Source organism: Streptomyces sp. NPDC048600 (assembly GCF_055587025.1).
The window spans coordinates 26,737-45,793 of sequence record NZ_JBVJGZ010000045.1 but is presented as its reverse complement, the minus strand read 5'-3'; the positions used below and the strand labels follow the sequence as shown (position 1 = coordinate 45,793).

The 19,057-nt window shown below is 72.4% G+C and carries 16 protein-coding genes; 12 read left to right on the top strand and 4 right to left on the bottom strand.

What is annotated here, in order from left to right; translation table 11 throughout:
* From ACZ6SQ_RS36160 to glgB, 3 genes are all read left to right on the top strand, one after another.
* A partial coding sequence (locus ACZ6SQ_RS36160) for an alpha-glucosidase C-terminal domain-containing protein (RefSeq protein WP_469569859.1) occupies positions 1-546 on the top strand: 546 nt, incomplete at its 5' end.
* A 146-nt stretch (positions 547-692) separates the two neighbouring features.
* A complete protein-coding gene (locus ACZ6SQ_RS36155) occupies positions 693-2,081 on the top strand; it encodes a maltokinase N-terminal cap-like domain-containing protein (RefSeq protein ID WP_469569857.1) in 1,389 nt (462 codons plus the stop codon).
* 43 nt (positions 2,082-2,124) lie between these two features.
* Positions 2,125-4,827, top strand: a complete 2,703-nt coding sequence (glgB, locus tag ACZ6SQ_RS36150) for a 1,4-alpha-glucan branching enzyme (protein ID WP_469569855.1) — start codon at positions 2,125-2,127, stop codon at positions 4,825-4,827.
* A 30-nt stretch (positions 4,828-4,857) separates the two neighbouring features.
* On the opposite strand, the gene ACZ6SQ_RS36145 is transcribed toward glgB, so the two are convergent.
* Positions 4,858-5,796: an NAD-dependent epimerase/dehydratase family protein gene (locus ACZ6SQ_RS36145; RefSeq protein WP_469569852.1), complete on the bottom strand. Its 939-nt coding sequence runs from the start codon at positions 5,794-5,796 to the stop codon at positions 4,858-4,860.
* A gap of 66 nt (positions 5,797-5,862) precedes the next feature.
* On the opposite strand from ACZ6SQ_RS36145, the gene ACZ6SQ_RS36140 reads away from it, so the two are divergent.
* The 4 genes from ACZ6SQ_RS36140 (at position 5,863) to ACZ6SQ_RS36125 (ending at position 9,529) form a co-directional block, all read left to right on the top strand.
* The gene (locus tag ACZ6SQ_RS36140) at positions 5,863-6,372 is read left to right on the top strand and encodes an Lrp/AsnC family transcriptional regulator (protein WP_386387582.1); all 510 of its coding nucleotides are present in this window, start codon (positions 5,863-5,865) and stop codon (positions 6,370-6,372) included.
* Positions 6,373-6,401: 29 nt separating this feature from the next.
* Positions 6,402-6,788, top strand: coding sequence for a MerR family transcriptional regulator (locus ACZ6SQ_RS36135; protein ID WP_469569849.1), 387 nt, complete (start codon positions 6,402-6,404; stop codon positions 6,786-6,788).
* Positions 6,785-7,117, top strand: a complete 333-nt coding sequence (locus tag ACZ6SQ_RS36130; protein WP_469569847.1) for a thioredoxin family protein — start codon at positions 6,785-6,787, stop codon at positions 7,115-7,117. Before ACZ6SQ_RS36135 ends, ACZ6SQ_RS36130 begins: the two co-directional genes overlap by 4 nt.
* 201 nt (positions 7,118-7,318) lie before the next feature.
* Positions 7,319-9,529: a HelD family protein gene (locus tag ACZ6SQ_RS36125; RefSeq protein WP_469569865.1), complete on the top strand. Its 2,211-nt coding sequence runs from the start codon at positions 7,319-7,321 to the stop codon at positions 9,527-9,529.
* A gap of 592 nt (positions 9,530-10,121) precedes the next feature.
* On the opposite strand, the gene ACZ6SQ_RS36120 is transcribed toward ACZ6SQ_RS36125, so the two are convergent.
* Positions 10,122-11,528: a cation:dicarboxylate symporter family transporter gene (locus tag ACZ6SQ_RS36120; RefSeq protein WP_469569863.1), complete on the bottom strand. Its 1,407-nt coding sequence runs from the start codon at positions 11,526-11,528 to the stop codon at positions 10,122-10,124.
* 139 nt (positions 11,529-11,667) lie between these two features.
* Between ACZ6SQ_RS36120 and ACZ6SQ_RS36115 the strand changes: the two genes are divergently transcribed.
* Positions 11,668-13,287: a sensor histidine kinase gene (locus ACZ6SQ_RS36115; protein ID WP_469569844.1), complete on the top strand. Its 1,620-nt coding sequence runs from the start codon at positions 11,668-11,670 to the stop codon at positions 13,285-13,287.
* Positions 13,284-13,970, top strand: a complete 687-nt coding sequence (locus tag ACZ6SQ_RS36110; protein ID WP_469569842.1) for a response regulator — start codon at positions 13,284-13,286, stop codon at positions 13,968-13,970. The genes ACZ6SQ_RS36115 and ACZ6SQ_RS36110 overlap by 4 nt, the downstream gene beginning before the upstream one ends.
* Here the strand turns inward: ACZ6SQ_RS36110 and ACZ6SQ_RS36105 are convergent.
* Entirely contained in the window at positions 13,855-16,350 is a 2,496-nt protein-coding gene (locus ACZ6SQ_RS36105; protein WP_469569839.1) for an ATP-binding protein, read from the bottom strand. The genes ACZ6SQ_RS36110 and ACZ6SQ_RS36105 overlap by 116 nt on opposite strands.
* Before the next feature lie 19 nt (positions 16,351-16,369).
* Positions 16,370-16,930, bottom strand: coding sequence for a hypothetical protein (locus tag ACZ6SQ_RS36100; RefSeq protein WP_469569837.1), 561 nt, complete (start codon positions 16,928-16,930; stop codon positions 16,370-16,372).
* 406 nt (positions 16,931-17,336) lie between these two features.
* On the opposite strand from ACZ6SQ_RS36100, the gene ACZ6SQ_RS36095 reads away from it, so the two are divergent.
* The 3 genes from ACZ6SQ_RS36095 (at position 17,337) to ACZ6SQ_RS36085 (ending at position 19,003) form a co-directional block, all read left to right on the top strand.
* Positions 17,337-17,600 carry a CopG family transcriptional regulator gene (locus ACZ6SQ_RS36095; protein WP_469569835.1) on the top strand — a complete coding sequence of 88 codons (264 nt, stop codon included), beginning with the start codon at positions 17,337-17,339 and terminating at the stop codon, positions 17,598-17,600.
* Positions 17,597-18,010, top strand: a complete 414-nt coding sequence (locus ACZ6SQ_RS36090; RefSeq protein ID WP_469569833.1) for a PIN domain-containing protein — start codon at positions 17,597-17,599, stop codon at positions 18,008-18,010. Before ACZ6SQ_RS36095 ends, ACZ6SQ_RS36090 begins: the two co-directional genes overlap by 4 nt.
* 120 nt (positions 18,011-18,130) lie before the next feature.
* Positions 18,131-19,003, top strand: a complete 873-nt coding sequence (locus ACZ6SQ_RS36085) for a 5'-methylthioadenosine/S-adenosylhomocysteine nucleosidase (protein ID WP_469569831.1) — start codon at positions 18,131-18,133, stop codon at positions 19,001-19,003.
* Positions 19,004-19,057: the final 54 nt, after the last annotated feature.

Sequence of the window (19,057 nt, the reverse complement as noted above, 5' to 3'; positions counted from 1 at the left end):
GGCTCGCCGATCCTCTACTACGGCGACGAGATCGGCATGGGCGACAACATCTGGCTCGGCGACCGCGACGCCGTCCGCACCCCGATGCAGTGGACACCGGATCGCAACGCAGGTTTTTCCTCCTGCGACCCCGGGCGGCTGTATCTGCCGACCATCATGGACCCGGTCTACGGGTTCCAGGTCACCAACGTGGAGGCGTCGATGTCGTCGCCCTCCTCGCTGCTGCACTGGACCCGCCGCATGATCGAGATCCGCAAGCAGAACCCCGCGTTCGGGCTGGGCTCGTACACCGAGCTCCAGTCCACGAATCCGGCGGTGCTCGCGTTCCTGCGCGAGTTCGGCGACGACCTGGTGCTGTGCGTCCACAACTTCTCCCGCTTCCCCCAGCCGACCGAGCTGGACCTGCGGAGGTTCAGCGGACGCCATCCCGTCGAACTGATCGGCGGGGTGCGGTTCCCGGCCATCGGTGAACTGCCGTATCTGCTGACCCTGGCGGGCCACGGCTTCTACTGGTTCCGGCTCCGCAAGGACGCCGGCCAGGCCTGATCCGGACACCGGGTCCCACAGCCCGGGGCGGGGCGGTTTCTCCCGTCCCGCCCGGGGCACGCATCAGTAACACCCCGCCCATCGCGTGAGCCGAGAGGGCCGGAGCTCCCTCGAGGCGCACCGCACATGGGGAAAGGACGCACGCCATGTCGGAAGCCGTCACCCGCCCCGCGACCGCCAGCGCCGGCCTGCTCGCCTCGCTCGACCCCCTGCTGCGCGCCTGGCTGCCCAGACAGCGCTGGTTCGCGGGCAAGGGCCGCCCGGTCACCGGCCTCTCCCTGGTGGCGGCCACCGAACTGCTGCCCCCCGAAGGTCCGCTGGGCCTCTATCACCTGATCGTGCGCGTCCATCAGAGCGGGCTGCCGGGCGAGCGGCCCCACCCCGGGGACTGCTACCAGTTCCTGATAGGAGCGCGCGAGGCGCTGCCGCCGCGGCTCGCGCCCGCGCTGATCGGCCATGTGCCGACCGGCCCGCTGGCGGGCCGCACGGTGTACGACGCGCTGTACGACCCCCGCCCCGCGGACGTCCTGCTGGAGGCGCTGCGTACCCGGGCCCGGGTCGGCGTGCTGCGCTTCGAGGGCGACCCCGGGCAGGAGATCCGGTCCGGACTGGTACCGCGGCTGGTGACGTCCGAACAGTCCAACTCCTCGGTCGTCTACGGAGATACGTTCATCCTGAAGGTGTTGCGCCGGGTCGTGCCCGGGGTCAACCCCGATCTGGAACTGCCGCTGGCACTGTCCCGGGAGGGCTGCGCGCGGGTGCCCGCGCCGACGGCGTGGGTCCGGGCCGAGCTGGGCGACGAGGCGTATGTCCTGGGCGTGCTCCAGCCGTTCGTGCAGGGCGCGGCCGACGGCTGGGAGCTGGCGCTGAGCCGGCTGGCCAAGGGTGAGGACTTCACCGCCGAGGCACATGCGCTGGGCAGGGCCACGGCCGAGGTCCACACGGCGCTCGCCCGCGCGCTGCCCACGGTCACCCTGGGCCGCGCCCAGCTGGAACCGCTGGTCACCTCCATGCGGGAGCACCTGGACGCCGCCGCCCAGGCGGTGCCGGCGCTGCGCCCTTACGTCCCCGGGCTGCGTTCGGCGTTCGACGCGCTGACCGTCCGGTCCGCCGCGGGCCACCCCTGGACCGCCCAGCGCATCCACGGCGATCTGCATCTCGGGCAGTGTCTGCGTTCGGCGTCGGGCCGGTGGTCGCTGATCGACTTCGAGGGCGAGCCCGCGAAGCCGCTGGCCGAGCGGCGGATGCCGCAGCCGACCGTGCGGGACGTCGCGGGCATGCTGCGCTCCTTCGACTACGCCGCCCACTCCGCGAGCCCGCCCGCGCCGGACTGGGCACAGGCCTGCCGGGACGCCTACTGCGCCGGGTACGCGGAGGCATCCGGGTCAGATCCTCGGGGTGAATCGGTGCTTCTGCGTGCCTATGAGACGGACAAGGCGGTTTATGAAGTGGTCTACGAGGCCCGGCACCGCCCCGACTGGCTTCCGGTCCCGCTCTCCGCGGTGCGCCGGCTCGCGTCCCCCGACCCGTCCTGACCCCCGCCCACCCCCCGAGACCCTCGCCTAGGAGGCTCCGTCCGTGACCCCCAGCTCCCCGTCCAGCGGCCCGCTCCCGAACGACACGGCCGAGCAGACGGCCGAGGAGAAGATCCCGGCGCAGAAGGCGGCGCCCGTGAAGAAGGCGGCACCGGCCGAGAAGGCGGCGCCCCCCAGGAAGGCCGCGGCCAAGAAGGTCCCGGCGGCCAAGAAGGCGGCGACGTCCGCGGCGAAGAAGCCCGCGGCGGCCGCCGCCGGGAAGAAGGCGGCGGCCAAGAAGGTGCCGGCCGCGAAGAAGGCACCGGCCTCGAAGAAGGCGTCGGCCTCGAAGAAGGCGTCGGCCGCGAAGAAGACCGCCGCCACCACAGCCACCACCGGGAAGCCGACGGCCGCGGCGAAGAAGACGGCGGCCCCGGCCGCGAAGAAGACGGCGAAGACGGCGAAGGCGGCGGCCAAGAAGTCCCCCGCCGCCGGGAAGCCCGCGGCCGCCGCACGGAAGAGCGCCCCGGGGAAGGCCCCGGCCGTCGTCGGGCAGGGCGGCCCGCAGGCCCGCCCCGCCCCCTCGATCGCGCTGGACGCGGCCGACCGTGAGCGTCTGCTCGCCGGCACGCATCACGACCCCCACGCGGTCCTCGGCGCGCATCTGCACCCGGAGGGCGTAGTCTTCCGCGCCCTGCGGCCGTTCGCCCTGTCGGTCACCGTCGTCTCCGGCGATCTGCGGGCCGACCTGCACGACGACGGGGACGGCCTGTTCTCGGGCCTGCTGCCGCTGCGGGAGGTTCCCGAGTACCGGCTGCGGGTGACGTACGACCAGGCCGTGCGGGAGGTGGAGGACGCCTACCGGTTCCTGCCCGCGCTCGGTGAGCTGGATCTGCATCTGATCGGCGAGGGCCGCCACGAGGAGCTGTGGAAGGCCCTGGGCGCCGAGCCGATGACGCACCAGGGGGTGACGGGCACCCGGTTCTCGGTGTGGGCGCCGAACGCGCGGGGCGTGCGGGTGGCGGGCGGCTTCAACTACTGGGACGGCACCGGATACCCGATGCGCTCGCTGGGCGGCGCCGGTGTCTGGGAGCTGTTCGTGCCGGAGATCGGCGAGGGCGAGCTGTACAAGTTCGAGATCACCCGCCCCGACGGCTCCCGCTCGCTGCGCGCGGACCCGCTGGCCCGCCGGACCGAGGCGCCGCCGAACACCTCGTCGATCGTGCACACCTCGCGCCACGAATGGCAGGACGCCGACTGGCTGGCACGCCGCGGCGAGGTCCCCGTCACCGAGTCGCCGTTCTCGGTCTACGAGGTCCACCTCCCCTCCTGGCGGCCGGGACTGACGTACCGCCAGCTCGCGGAGCACCTCCCGGCGTACGTGAAGGACCTCGGCTTCACGCATGTGGAGCTGATGCCGATCGCCGAGCATCCCTTCGGCGGCTCGTGGGGCTACCAGGTCACCGGCTTCTACGCGCCCACGGCCCGGCTCGGCACGCCCGACGACTTCAAGTACCTGGTGGACAAGCTGCACCAGGCGGGGATCGGCGTCCTGATGGACTGGGTGCCGGCCCACTTCCCGCGCGACGACTGGGCACTGGCGGAGTTCGACGGCCGCCCCCTCTACGAGCACGAGGACCCGCTGAAGTCCGCGCACCCCGACTGGGGCACGCTGGAGTTCGACTACGGCCGCCGGGAGGTGCGCAACTTCCTGGTCGCCAACGCCGTGTACTGGTGCGAGGAGTTCCACATCGACGGCCTGCGGGTGGACGCGGTCGCCTCGATGCTCTACCTGGACTATTCGCGCGAGCCCGGGCAGTGGGTGCCGAACGAGCACGGCGGCCGGGAGAACCTGGACGCGGTGGCGTTCCTCCAGGAGATGAACGCCACCGTGTACCGCAGGACGCCGGGCGTGGTGACGATCGCGGAGGAGTCGACGGCCTGGGACGGCGTCACCCGCGCCACCCACCACAAGGGCCCGAGCGGCTTCGGCGGACTCGGCTTCGGCCTCAAGTGGAACATGGGCTGGATGCACGACTCCTTGCAGTACATGGGCAAGGAGCCGGTGCACCGCAAGTACCACCACCACGACATGACGTTCTCGATGGTGTACGCGTACAGCGAGAACTACGTCCTGCCCATCTCCCACGACGAGGTCGTGCACGGCAAGCGGTCGCTGGTGTCGAAGATGCCGGGCGACTGGTGGCAGCAGCGTGCCGACCACCGGGCCTACCTGGCCTTCATGTGGGCCCACCCGGGCAAGCAACTCCTCTTCATGGGACAGGAGTTCGCCCAGGGCGCGGAGTGGTCCGAGGCGCACGGCCCCGACTGGTGGCTGCTGGACCCGGCCTACGGGGCCGAGCCGGACCACCGCGGGGTGCGCGACCTGGTCCGCGACCTGAACCACACCTACCGGGCGGCCCCGGCGCTGTGGCAGCGGGACACCGACCCGGCCGGCTTCCAGTGGATCACCTCGGACGCCGCCGACGACAACGTCCTGGCCTTCCTCCGGCTGGACGCCGAGGGCACCCCGCTGCTGTCGGTCAGCAACTTCTCCCCGGTGGTCCGCCACGACTACCGTCTCGGCGTCCCCGACGACGCCCTCGGCTGGCAGGAGGTCCTCTCCACCGACGCCGCCCGCTACGGCGGCTCCGGCCTCACTCATCCCGACCCTCTCAAGCCGGAGCCCCAGCCCGCGCACGGCCGCCCGGCGAGCGTCCGGCTGACCCTGCCGCCGCTGGCCACGGTCTGGCTGCGCCCGGCCTGACCTGGTCCGGTCCGGTCGGAGCCCTGCCGTTCAGGTGCTCCGGCCGGTCCCGAGGGTCTCGGCGACGGCTCGCGGGAGCCACTGGCGGGCGTTGCCGAATCGGTAACCGAGTTCGGTGGCACGGGAGTTGTCCATGCCGTACGCGCGGCGGAAGGACAGCGGGGAGATCTCGCCCACCTCGACCTCCTGGTAGCGGACCTCGTTGCCTGGGAGCCGGGCGGCGACGGCCGCGCACAGGTCGGCGGTGACGAGGGTGCCGTGCGAGGCGGCGTTGACCGGGCCGGTGAAGTCCTGGCCGACCGTCCACCGGAGGAAGTCGGCGATCTCCTCGACGTGGATGTAGGTCGCCGGGCGGTTCTCGGCGGGTACGGCGATGGGCTCGCCGGCGCGGATGCGGTCGGCGTAGTGGGCGAGACGGCCCGTGAAGTCGTCGGCGCCGCCCAGGACATGGGCCACCCGGACGGCCGTGTACGGGAAGGCGGGCCCGGCCGCGAGCACGGCCTCCGCCTGCCGCTTGCCCTCGCCGTACGCGGACTCACGGAACTCCGGGTCGTCCCACGGGAGTTCGTGATCCACCAGGACCGTGCGCGGGTCGAGGTCCGACTCGCGCACCAGGCCGAGGGTGTCCTCGTACTCGTAGACCTCGACCGTGGAGGTCATGACGTAGCGGCGGGTGCGGCCGGTGAGGACGCGGCGGGCGGCGGCGGCCTGGCGCGGGGTGTAGCAGACCTGGTCGACGACGGCGTCGAAGGTCCGCGAGCCGAGCGCGGCGCGCAGCGCGGCCTCGTCGTCGCGGTCGGCGACGAGATGCGCGGCCCCGGGCGGGGGCGGTGCCGAACCGCGGTTGAGGACGGTGACCCGGTCGCCCGCGGCCAGCAGCCTTTCGATGAGCCGCTTTCCGAAGTACCGATTGCCGCCGATGACCAATATCTCGCGCGGCGTCACCGCGGCGTCGCCTTCCTCCGGCATTTCCTCACACCCCTTTGCCATGCCCATAATTCTCCCGGCCGTACACCCGGTCCTGAAGGGGAGAAGATGGGAAATCCGGCGTCCGCACCGAAAGAACCCCGGCGCCCGCGCCCCGGCGCCACCGAAACCTCGGTGGCCTTCGACGCGCTGGACCGGCAGATCCTCGGTCTGCTGCAGAGCGACGGTCGGATCAAGCTCAGCGAGCTGGGCCGGCGGGTGCGGCTGAGCCCGGCCGCGGTCACCGAACGCGTGCGGCGCCTCGAGGCGGCGGGCGTGATCACCGGGTACGGCGCCCGGGTCGCCCCCGCCCGGCTCGGCTACGGCATCCAGGCCTTCGTCCGGGTCAACCCGCACGGCGGCTACACCCTCAGACACCCGAGGACCCTGGAACTGATCGAGCGCCCCGAGATCACCGAGGTCCATCACGTGGTCGGTGAGGACTGCTGGATCCTCAAGGTCGCCGTGCGCGACACCGTCCACCTGGAGGAGGTGCTGGAGGCGGTCTCCGCGCTGGGCCGCACCACCACGTCGATCGTGCTGACCTCTCCGGTGGAACGCAGACCACTGTTGCCTTGACGTCGGCGTCAGGGCTTACGTTCGTACCCATGCGCATCGGCGAGCTGGCCGCTCGGGCCGGGACCACGACCCGGACGCTGCGGTACTACGAGTCACGGGGCCTGCTGCCCGCACGACGCGGCGGCAACGGGTACCGGACGTACGACGAGAGCGATCTGAAGCTGCTCCGGCAGATCAGGACGCTTCAGGACTTCGGGTTCGACCTGGAGGAGACCCGCCCCTTCGTGGAGTGTCTGCGGGCCGGGCACCCGGAGGGCGACGCCTGCCCGGCGTCGATCGCGGTCTACCGGCGCAAGCTGGACGAACTGGACGCGCTGATCGGCGAGTTGCAGGCGGTCCGGGCCGAGATCGGAGTGCGGCTCGCGGGCGTCGGAGGGGAACCACCACTGTGCGAACTGGGAGGGCAGGAGCTGTGATCAGGGCAGCGGGTGTGGCGGAGGTGTCGGACGCGGACTTCGCGGCGGAGGTGATCGGGTCGGATCTGCCGGTGCTGGTGGAGTTCACCGCCGACTGGTGTCCGCCGTGCCGGCAGATGGGGCCGGTGATCGGCGCGCTGGCCGAGGAGACGCGCGAGCGGCTGAAGGTGGTCCAGCTGAACGTGGACACGAGTCCGGAGACGACGAACGCGTACCGGGTGCTGTCCATGCCGACGTTCATGGTCTTCCGCGGGGGCGAGCCGGTGAAGGCGATGGTCGGCGCCCGCCCCAAGCGGCGGCTGCTGGAGGAACTCGCCGACGTCCTCTGAAGTGCCGTGACGCGCCCGGAACACGGGCGACCTCACGAAGAATCCCCCGGACAATTGCGTCCGGGGGATTTCTTTGCGTATATTCAAGAGTTCGCGACTTCAAGGGAATTGAGTCGCTGTGAAGTTCGGTGAGCACAGTATATCGGCGCGGGAGTGGAATTGTCAAACAGCGTTGAGAACAGTGACGGAAACAGCAGGGAAATCCGTGCTGAGCAGGAATTCATCGACGGGCTGTACGCCCGTGTCGACGCGCTGCGCGGCGACGCCGAGACCTCCGTCGCCGACGCGCTGGGGCAGGGCGACAAGCCCATGCAGGCCCGCCTGGAGCGGGACATCCTGGTCGCCGAGCGTTCGGGGCTGCTCGCCGCGCTGAACGCCGTGGACGGCTCGCTGTGCTTCGGCCGGATCGACCTCGCGGCCGGCGACAGCCACCACATCGGACGGATCGGCCTGCGCCGCGACGACGCCGAGCGCACGCCCGTCCTGGTCGACTGGCGCGCGGACGTGGCCCGGCCCTTCTACCTGGCCACCGGGCACACCCCGATGGGGCTGCGCCGGCGGCGGCACATCTCCACCGACGGCCGCCGGGTGACCGCCCTGCACGACGAGTTCCTCGACGTGGGCGACCGGGAGCGGACCGGCCACGAGGACCCGGCCGGCGACGCCGTGCTGCTGGCCGCGCTCGACTCCGCCCGCACCGGCCGGATGAGCGACATCGTGCAGACCATCCAGGCCGAGCAGGACGAGATCATCCGCGCCCCGCACCGGGGCGTGCTCGTGGTCGAGGGCGGGCCCGGCACCGGCAAGACCGCGGTCGCCCTGCACCGGGCGGCCTTCCTCCTCTACGAGCACCGCGAGCTGCTCGCCCGCCGGGCCGTGCTGATCGTCGGCCCCAACCCGGCCTTCCTCGGCTACATCGGCGAGGTGCTGCCCGCCCTCGGCGAGACCGGTGTGCTGCTCGCGACCGTCGGCGAGCTGTTCCCCGGTGTGCGGGCGACCGCGGCCGACACCGGCGCGGCCGCGGCGGTGAAGGGCCGCGCGGCCATGGCGGACGTCCTCGCCGAGGTCGTCCGCGACCGGCAGTCGCTGCCCGACCCGGTCGTCGCGATCGCGCACGACCGGGAGATCCTGATGCTCGACGACGGCCTGGTCAAGGTCGCCCGCGAGCGGACCCGGGCCGCGCGGCTCCCGCACAACGCGGCCCGCGAGCACTTCGAGGGCCATATCCTGAACACCCTCACCGAGCTGTACGCCGAGCGCGTGGGCACCGACCCGTACGACGGCTCCAGCCTGCTGGACCCCAGCGACGTCACCCAGATCCGGGACGAACTCGCCGAGAACCCCGAAGTCTGGTCGGCGATCGACCGGTTGTGGCCGCGGCTGAACCCGCGGCGGCTCGTCGCGGACTTCCTCGCCGCCCCCGAAGGGTACGTCGGCGACGAGGACGCCGACGCGATCCGCCGCCCGGTGACCCGCGCGTGGACCGTCTCGGACGTACCGCTGCTGGACGAGGCCGCCGAACTCCTCGGCGAGGACGCCCGGTTCGCGCGGGCGCTGGCGGAACGCGAGCGCGAGACGCAGGTCGCGTACGCGCAGGGCGTGCTGGACGTGTCGTACGCCTCGCGGACGTACGAGTTCGACGACGAGGACAGCGAGGTGCTGTCGGCGCACGACATCATCGACGCCGAGCGGTTCGCCGAGCGGCAGGAGGAGGACGACCACCGCAGCGCCGCCGAGCGCGCGGCGGCCGACCGGACCTGGGCGTTCGGGCACATCATCGTCGACGAGGCGCAGGAGCTGTCGCCGATGGCCTGGCGGATGCTGATGCGGCGCAGCCCGACCCGCTCGATGACCCTGGTGGGCGACCCGGCCCAGACCGCCGAGGCGGCCGGTGTCGGCTCCTGGCAGGACATCCTGCGGCCGTACGTGGAGGACCGCTGGGAGCACACCCGGCTGGGCGTCAACTACCGTACCCCCGCCGAGATCATGGACCTGGCGGCGGCGGTCGTACGTGCCGAGCGGCCGGACTTCGAGCCGCCGCGCTCGGTGCGCTCCACCGGGGTCCGCCCCTGGATCCGCGCCACGGACGACCTCCCGGCGGCGGTGGCCGCGGCGGTGGCCGAACTGACCCCGGCGGAGGGCCGCCTGGCGGTCGTCGCGCCGCGGAGTCTGCACCGCCGGCTGGCCGCCCGGCTGGACGGCGTCACGGCCGGCGGCGAGCCCGACCTCACCCGGGCGGTCGTCCTGCTCGACCCCCGCCAGGCGAAGGGCCTGGAGTTCGACTCGGTGCTCGTGGTCGAGCCGGCGCTGTACGGCACGAGCGACCTGTACGTGGCGCTGACCCGGGCGACGCAGCGGCTGGGCGTGCTGCACACGGGGCCGCTGCCGCGGGGGCTGGCGGAGTCGGTCTGAGGCGGCGGCCGCTCGATCGGGCAGTGCGCACGGACACCCGGCCCCGGTTCAGGCGGGGCCGGGCGTGCGGCGTGCGGCCGCGGGGTCGGCTTGCGGGGCGCGTCGAGATCCGGCTTCGCCGTCGCCGGGTGCGGCGGCGCCGTGGCCGTTCGCGCAGTTCCCCGCGCCCCTTGAGGTGGCTGCCCCCACGTCGGTCACAGAGCCCGGGGAACCTGGGCGACCCCCACCACCGCCGGGTACGGCCTCGCCGCAGGGGCGCGGGGAACTGCGCGACCAGCCCGGACGCCGCGGGACGGAAAGCCGGGGCCAGCCACCCCCGTCAGCCTCTGCCAGAGGGGTTGGGGAACCGAGGCCGATCCCCACCACCGCCGGGTACGGCCTCGCCGCAGGGGCGCGGGGAACTGCGCGACCAGCCCGGACGCCGCGGGACGGAAAGCCGGGGCCGGCCACCCCCGTCAGCCTCTGCCAGAGGGGTTGGGGAACCGAGGCCGATCCCCACCACCGCCGGGTACGGCCTCGTCCCAGGGGCGCGGGGAACTGCGCGACCAGCCCGGACGCCGCGGGACGGAAAAGCCGGGGCCGGCCACGCCGGTCAGGCCTTGGTCAGTTCCGGGCGGGGGTCGGGGAGGGCGTCGGTCGCGGGAGCGGCGGCCGTGTCCTCGTCCAGCAGCGTCTTCTCGTCGAACGGCAGCCGGCCCGCGAGCACTTCGGCGACCCGCTCCTTGTCGATCTCCTTGGTCCAGGTGCCCACCAGCACCGTGGCGACGGCGTTGCCCGCGAAGTTGGTCAGGGCGCGGGCCTCGCTCATGAAGCGGTCGATGCCGACGATCAGGCCGATGCCGTCGACCAGGGCGGGCTTGTGGGACTGGAGGCCGCCGGCCAGCGTGGCCAGGCCCGCGCCGGTGACACCCGCCGCGCCCTTGGAGGCCACCAGCAGGAAGAGCAGCAGCGGGATCTGCTCGCCGACGGACATCGGCGTGCCCATGGCGTCGGCGATGAACAGCGAGGCCATGGTCATGTAGATCATGGTGCCGTCGAGGTTGAAGGAGTAGCCGGTCGGGACGGTGATGCCGACCACCGGCTTGCTGACGCCGAGGTGCTCCATCTTCGCGATGAGCCGCGGCAGCGCGGACTCCGAGGACGAGGTCGACAGGATCAGCAGGAACTCACGGCCCAGGTACTTGAACAGGGTGAGGATGTTCAGCCCGGCGACGAGCCGCAGCAGCGCGCCCAGCACCACGAACACGAACAGGAAGCAGGTGACGTAGAAGCCGAGCATCAGCACGGCCAGACTCTTGAGCGCGTCCAGTCCGGCCGAGCCGGTGACGGCCGCGATGGCGCCGAAGGCACCGATGGGCGCGGCCCACATCACCATCGCGAGGACCCGGAAGACCAGACGCTGGATGTGCTCGACCCCGCGCAGGATCGGCTGCCCGGCCGGGCCCATCGCCTGGAGCGCGAAGCCGACGAGCAGCGCGATCAGCAGCGCCTGGAGCACCTCGCCCTCGGTGAAGGCGGAGACGATCGTGGTGGGGATGATGCCGAGCAGGAACTCGGTGGTGTCCTTGGCCTCAGCGGACACCTGCGCCTGCCCGGTCTCCTTGACCGCGTCGGTGACCGCGAGGCCGGTGCCCGGCTCCAGGATGTTGCCGACCAGCAGGCCGATGGCGAGCGCCACCAGCGACATCGCGAGGAAGTAGGCGAGGGCGATACCGCCCACCGCGCCGACCTTGGCGGCCTTGCGGACCGATCCGATGCCCAGCACGATCGTGCAGAAGATGATCGGCGCGATCATCATCTTGATCAGGTTCACGAACCCGGTGCCGATGGGCTTCAGCTCGACCGCGAAGTCGGGGGCGATCAGACCCACGGTGATTCCGAGGGCGACCGCGACGATCACCGCGATGTAGAGGTAGTGCGTGCGGTCCCGTTTCACTTCGGGTGCCGTTACGGGGGTACTGGCGGCCACGGCTGCCCTCCTTGACGTCTTCGTCGGCATCACCGGCGTGCGGCTCACGTCCGGGGTGGGGGAATGCCGTGACTATCTCCCGGCCTGTGAGGGCGGTCACCCTTCCGTTCATTGAGTTCACGCGCGAGGGCATTTACCGCGCCCTCGGGGGGCGAGGCACACTGACGGCATGCGCCCCCGCCTGCCCCGACCCCGCAGCCTGGCCGGACAGCTCTTCGCCGTCCAGGCCGTGCTGCTCGCCGTGGTGGTCGCGGGATACGCCCTGTTCACCTACGTCAGCGACCGCAGCCAGGCCGAGGAGGCCGCGGGCCGGCAGGCCATGGCGGTGGCCGGGTCGGTGGCCGACTCGCCCTCGGTGCGCGCGGCGATCCGCACCTCCGACCCGACCTCGCAGCTCCAGCCGTACGCGCTGGCCGTGGTGCGGGACGCCGACGTCGACTTCGTCACGATCATGAATCCGCGGGGCATCCGCTGGACCCACCCCGACGAGCGGCAGATAGGCAAACGCTTCCTCGGCCATATCGAGCCCGCCCAGCGGGGCCGGGCCTTCACGGAGACGTACACCGGCACGCTCGGCCCGTCCGTGCGCGCGGTCGCCCCCGTCATGGACGGCGGCCGGGTCGTCGGCCTGGTCTCCGCGGGCATCAAGGTCGACGCCATCAGCCGCCGGGTGTCCGAGCAGCTCACCGCGCTGATCGGGGTGGCGGCCGGGGCCCTGGCGCTGGGCGCGATCGGCACGTACGTCGTCAACGCCAGGCTGCGCCGCCACACCCACGGCATGAACGCCACCGAGCTGAGCCATGTGCACGACTACCACCAGGCCGCGCTGCACGCGGTCCGCGAGGGACTGCTGATGCTGGACGGGCAGTACCGGGTCGCGCTGATCAACGACGGCGGGCGGGAGCTGCTCGGGGTGTCCGGGGAGGTGGTCGGCCGGTCGGTGGCCGAGCTCAGGCTGCCCGCGCCGCTGACGGGGGCGCTGCTGTCCTCGGAGCCCCGGGTCGACGAGGTGCATCTGACGGCCGACCGGGTGCTGGTCGTGAACACCTCCCCGGTGTCGGGCGGTGAGCGCCGCGGCACGGTGGTGACGCTGCGGGACGTCACCGAGCTCCAGTCGCTGATGGGCGAACTGGACTCCGAGCGCGGCTTCACCCAGGCGCTGCGCTCCCAGGCGCACGAGGCCGCGAACCGGCTGCACACGGTGGTGTCGCTGATCGAACTGGGCCGGGCGCAGGAGGCCGTGGAGTTCGCCACGGCCGAGCTGGAGCTGGCCCAGGCGCTGACCGACCAGGTGGTCGCCGCGGTGAGCGAGCCGGTGCTGGCCGCGTTGCTGCTGGGCAAGACCGCGCAGGCCAACGAGCGGGGTGTGGAGCTGGTGGTGTCGCAGGAGGGCGGCCTGGACGACGGTCTGCTGCCGGAGGCGCTGCCCGCGCGGGACCTGGTGACGATCCTGGGCAACCTGATCGACAACGCGGTGGACGCGGCGCAGGGCAGTGTGCGGGCGCGGGTGACGGTGGCGGCCCGCACGGAGGGTTCCTCGGCGCTGGTGCTGCGGGTCACGGACACGGGCGAGGGCGTGGACGCCGCGCACTCCGAGCTCCTCTTCCAGCGCGGCTACTCGACCAAGCCGGCCGGGCCGGGCGGCCGTGGCCTGGGGCTGGCGCTGGTACGGCAGGCCGTGCAGCGCCACGAGGGGACGCTGACCGTCACCGAAGCGGTGGGCGGCGGCGCGTCCTTCGAGGTACGGCTGCCACTGCGGGCCGCGGCGCTGGACGGGGGCCGGTCATGAGCGGGCCCGAGCCCATTCGGGTGCTGGTCGTGGAGGACGACCCGGTCGCCGCCGACGCGCATGTGCTGTACGTGGGGCGGGTGCCGGGGTTCGTCGCCGTCGGCAAGGCGCACACCGGCGCGGAGGCCCGTCGGACGCTGGAGCGCACCCCCGTCGACCTGCTGCTGCTGGACCTGCACCTGCCGGACGTCCACGGGCTGCAACTGGCGCGCTCCCTGCGGGCGGCCGGGTACCACGCCGACGTCATAGCGGTGACCTCGGCGCGGGACCTGGCCGTGGTGCGGGAGGGGGTGTCGCTGGGGGTCGTGCAGTACGTCCTGAAGCCGTTCACCTTCGCGACCCTGCGCGACCGCCTGGTCCGCTACGCCGAGTTCCGGGGCGCCGCCGGGGAGGCCAGCGGCCAGGACGAGGTGGACCGCGCTCTGGCCGCCCTGCGCGCACCGGGCCCCGCGGCCCTCCCGAAGGGGCTGAGCGCCCCGACGCTGGAACGGGTGACGGCCGCGCTGCGGGAGGCCGGGGAGGGACTCACGGCCGCGGGGGTCGCGGAGTCGGTGGGGATCTCCCGGATCACCGCGCGGCGGTATCTGGAGCACTTGGTGGAGGCGGGGCGGGCGGGGCGGAGTCCGCTGTACGGGCAGGTGGGGAGGCCGGAGTTGGTCTATCGGTGGGGGCGGGGGCGGTAGACGGGGGTAGGCCGGCGGCTTGGTCTCGGGCGTCCGCAGCTTCGGCGGGCGCGTTGGCGCGGGTGAAGGCGTCGGCGGCCTGGAGGAAGTGGGCGCGAGCGTCGGCCGGGAGGCCGCTGTCGCGGCCGACCAGGCCCAGGTTGTAGAGGACCTGGGCCTCACTGAAGTGGTCCTCGAACGTTCGGAGAATGGGGAGGGCCGTCAGGCACGCCGCGGTCGCTTCCTGACGTCGGCCTGCCATACGCAATGCGCTACCCAGGTTGTTCCACACCATGGCCTCGCGGTGTCGGTCTCCTTCCGCCCGGAACAGATCACGCGCACGGGTGAGGGGGGCGACCGCGTCCTTCACCCGGCCCGCACTCCAGAGAGCGTTGCCGAGGTTGTTCCACGCGCTGGCCTCGTGGTGTCGGTCCCCTGTCTCCCGGTACAGATCACGGGCACGGATATGGGCGTCGATCGCCTCCCGCATCCGTCCTGCGGCCCACAGGGCGAGGCCGAGGTTGTTCCAAGCGCGGGCCTCGCCGTTTCGGTCCCGTTCCTCGTGGTAGAGGTTGCGGGCGCGCGTGAACGCGTCGGCTGCCTCCACTACGCGGCCCGCCACTCGCAGGGCGTAGCCGAGGCCGTTCAACGCATCCGCCTGGTCCGACAGGCCTCCGACCCTGAGGGCCGCCTGGTGCCCGGCCTCCGCCACCACGATCCAGTCGTCGAGGTACCGCCGCCACTCCAGATACGTCGCAAGGCACGTGGACAGCCCCCCGGCCACCCCCGCCAGCCGCTCGTCACGCCACCACTCCACCGCGGCAACGAGGCCCGCCCGTTCCGCGTCGAACCACGCCAATGCGGCCCCACGGTCCCCGAACAAGTCCGGCTCTGCCATCCCGGGTAACCACCGCAAGCGCTGGTTCGCCGCGTACGCACGCCGCACGTAGAAGTCCAGCACCCGCTCCCGCGTTTGCTCCCCCTCTCCGCGCAGCCCGGCGTCCCCCTCCACCACACCTACCCCGAAGACCCTTACCAGGTCGTGCAGCCGCCACCACTCCCGCACGCTGCCACGCTCCACGAGGTGCGCACGCGCCAGCGCCCGCAGCTCACGCACGGGAGGCGCCTCAGCCCCGACCAGAGCCGCAGCGACCTGCTCGCTCACTTCCGGCCCCGGCGCAAGGGCCAGCAGGCGCAGCAACCGGGCCTGTTCGGGCGGCAGTCGGCGGTAGGAGAGGTCGAAGGCGGCGCGCACGCTGCGCTCACCGTCGTAGAGGTGGTCCAGGCGATCGCGGGACTCGGCGAGTTCCCCGACGAGTTCGGTCACCGGCCGCCCCGGGTCCTCGGCCAGCAACGCGCCGGCGATCTGGAGGGCGAGCGGCAGATGCCCGCAGAGCGCGGCGAGTCGTTCGGCCGCATCCCGGTCGTCAGCGATCCGGGTGTCGTACGGGTCGGCGATCCGCAGGGCACGATCCAGAAGTTCGTACGCCTCGTCCGGCGTGAGCTGGTCCAGCGGCACGAGACGGGCGCCCAGTTGGGCCAGCCGATCACGGGACGTGACCAGCACTCGAAGCCGAGGATCACCGGGCAGCAGAGGCCGAACCTGTTCGGGCGAGGAGGCGTTGTCGGCGAGGACCAGCACGGCACCTCGCTCCTCGGCCCGTGCGGCGAGAGTCGACCGGTAGAGGGCGGCACGTTCGTCGGCCGACGTGGGGATGTGCTCCGGAGGCGTACCAAGGGCGCGAAGCAGAGCCTGAAGGGCGCGGTCGGCGGGGACGGGCTCGGCGTCGTAGCCGTGCAGGTCGAGGAAGAGGACTCCGCCCGGGAACAAACCCCGCTCACGGGCGAGGTGCGCCGCCTCGACAGCCAGGGCGGTCTTGCCGATGCCGCCGAGTCCGGACACAGCGGTGACCAGCACGGCGGGCGACGTCCCCGAGGCCACCCCATTGCTCGCCGCCAGCGCACTCAGCAGGGCGTCCGTCTCCTCAGCCCGCCCGGTGAACCCGGCGGCCCTGGGCGGCAGCCCCGCCAGCGCCTCGGGTACGGCGGCCCTGCCCTGCTGGATGACGACTTGGAGGCCGACTACCTCGCGCAGGAAGACTCCGCCCCGGAAGTCGGTGTGGTCGCCTCGGTACCAGGCCGCCGAACTGCCGGGCGCGAACCGCTCCATGGCGGCGGCCACCGCACCCGCGGCCTGAGGATCACCGGCAAGCAGGTCCGCCACCCGGTCACCCCAGGCCCGCACGGCCTCCCGCCGCTCCGCGCCGCCCGCCGCGTCGGCGAGCACCTGCGCGGACCCCTCCGCTTCGAGTCCCAGCAACCGGGCCAGTTCCCCGACCGCGCGACGCCCGGTGTCCCCGCCGGCGCCCTCGGCCAGGGCCGCAAGTAAAGCCGCGTTCATACGCACCAACGGTACGGCGTCAGGCCGGAGTCAGGGCCGGGCCCGCAGGTCTCGTGTAGAGCACGACCTGCGCCCCGAGACCGCACACGGCCAGCGCCTCCACCACCGACAGCCCGAGCATCAGCCCGCCGCCGTCCCCGCTCACCCAGAACACCACGAGCGCGGCGAGCGGCACCGCGCAGAACGCGACCAGGTCCACCACGCACTGGATGGCCTTGCGGGAGCGCCGCCGCGCGTCGCGCCGGTGGAAGGACTCCCAGCCGAAGGTGGAGAAGTCGGTGCCCGACGCGGCGGCTTGAGCGAGCCGAGGCCCCAGCTCATCGCGCACGTACAGCCCGATCGCCGAGATCTTCTCGTCGTTGACGAGGTACGTCCACCCCAGCACTACGCACACCGGCGGCAGCGCGAGCAGCATCGCGGGCTCCTTGGCCTGCGCGGCGGCGGCGATGACGGCGGCCACGACCGCGAGGGTGACGTACAGCAGGTTGTCCCGGAACCCGATCCGCGTCTTCTGCTCGTCCTTGACGGTCTGGTACTCGGCGAGCAGCAAATGCCCTATGGTGACGCTCTGTTCCGACATATGATCCCCTCCCCCGACGCCGCCCAGCACCCAGGCACGCCGCCCCACGGTAGCCGCAGCACCCACTTTCGATCACCGCCTGCCGCGGTCCCCAGCAGAATTCTCCTACCGCCGGTGCCAGGCTTTCCGGAATGAGCACTCACAACACTTCGCCCATGCAGGAGCAGTCTGAAAAGCGCTCCGCATCTCCGCCTGCACCGGGTGCGCGGCTGTCGCGTCCGAGGCCCTGGAGCAGTGGCTCGCCATAGCCGAACTCCGCGAGGCCGTCGAAGCCGACGAACGCGACTACGGCCCGGTCGGCGCGGACGCCTTGCGCCAAGCAGAGTCGCAATGGCGAGCAGCCCATGGTCAGAGGGCGCTCAGAACGTTGCCGACCAGAAGGGTGATGATTGGTAGGATAGGTAGCATGAGCGAGCCTACCGGCAAGTATTCGATCACCATGCCGCGCGATATCGCCGAGGCCGCCAAGGCCCGCAGCGGCCCCTCCGGCCTGTCCGCCTACGTGGCCGCGGCCGTCGCCCGCCAGATCGAACGGGACAACCTCAACGAACTCATCAGCGTCGCCGAAGCCGAGCACGGCCCCATCACGGACGAAGAGATCCAGTCCCTGCGTGATCAGCTCACCCAGGCACGACGCGACCAGACCGGGCACGGAGCGGACGCCGCGTGACCCGCTCCCCCGCCGTTCCCGGCGGAACCCTCGTCCTCGACAGCGAAGGACTGGCCAAAGCCGTCCTGCGCGACCGTGCGGTCACCGGCTGGCTCGCCCTGGCTCGCGCCGACGACCTGCGCGTGATCACCTCGGCGGCCACCCTCGTCGAAGTGGTCCACCCCCGCATCAACCGCCCGGCCCTGGAGTGGGCGCTCTCCCGCCTGGTCATCGAACCGATCACCGAACCGGTCGCCCGCCAGGCCGCCGCCCTCCTCGCCGCCGTCGGCCTGCACGGCCACAAGTACGCCATCGATGCCATGCTCGCGGCCACCGCCCTCGCCGCCCCGGGACCGGTCACTGTCCTGACCTCGGATCCAGAGGACCTCGCCACCCTGTGCGGCAATCGCGTCACCGTGATCAAGATCTGACCATCAGCCACCCGCAGGAACACGGCACCCTCGGCATCTCATCGCAGGTTGCCCGTCCCCACTCCTCCGCACCGGTCAACGCCCGTCCTGGAAAGACCACTTGGCGGGTATCTTGGACAGGTGACAGCGACCGGCCCCACTGGCACCGCACTCCTCCTCACAGCGCTCCCGGTGGAGTACGCCGCCGTGCGCCCCCTCGTCCCGGAGCGGGAGGAACTGGTCCACGCCGACGGAACCCGCGTCGAGGCCGGCCGTCTGCCCGGCACCGACTGGCGGGTCGCTCTCGCCGAGCTGGGCGAGGGCACGAGGACCGCGGCCGCGCTGACGACAAGGCTCATCGACTGGCTGAAGCCGGAAGCGGTGCTGTTCGCGGGGGTCGCCGGCAGCCTCAAGGACGACATCGGCATCGGGGACGTCGTCGTCGCCACGAAGGTGTACGGCATCCACGGCGGCAAGCAGACCCCGGAGGGCTTCCTGGTCCGCCCCGAGGCGTACCCGGTCTCGAACGCCCTGCTCAGCGCGGCGCGTTCGGCGGTTCGGGACATGCCCGACGTCCGGGCGCACTCCAAGCCGATCGCCTCCGGTGACGTGGTCCTGGCCGACTCCCAGTCGAGGATCGCCCGGCATCTGCGCGAGCACTACAACGACGCCGCCGCGATCGAGATGGAGGGCCTGGGCGCGGTCCAGGCGGCCCATCTCAACGGCCAGTTGCACGCGCTCGTCGTCCGGGGCATCAGCGACCGGGCCGACGCGGACAAGCACGAGGCCGACGCGGCGGGCTCGCAGCAGCGGGCGGCCGCGCAGGCGGCTTCGGTCACGGTGGCAGTACTGCGCAAGCATCGTCCGCGCGGCAGCGGCACCGACTCCGAGGAGGGGCCCCATAGGAGCGGCGGCGTTACCTACAGGGGTGACCACATCGACTTCCGGGGCGGCACCTTCCACGGACCCGTCACCGGAAAGCAGACCGGTAGCCGGACGGGAGAGCAGCGGTAGGGGCACCGTCCACGGCCCGGTCCCGGCCGCGACCACCGCCCTCCCGCCCCGCCC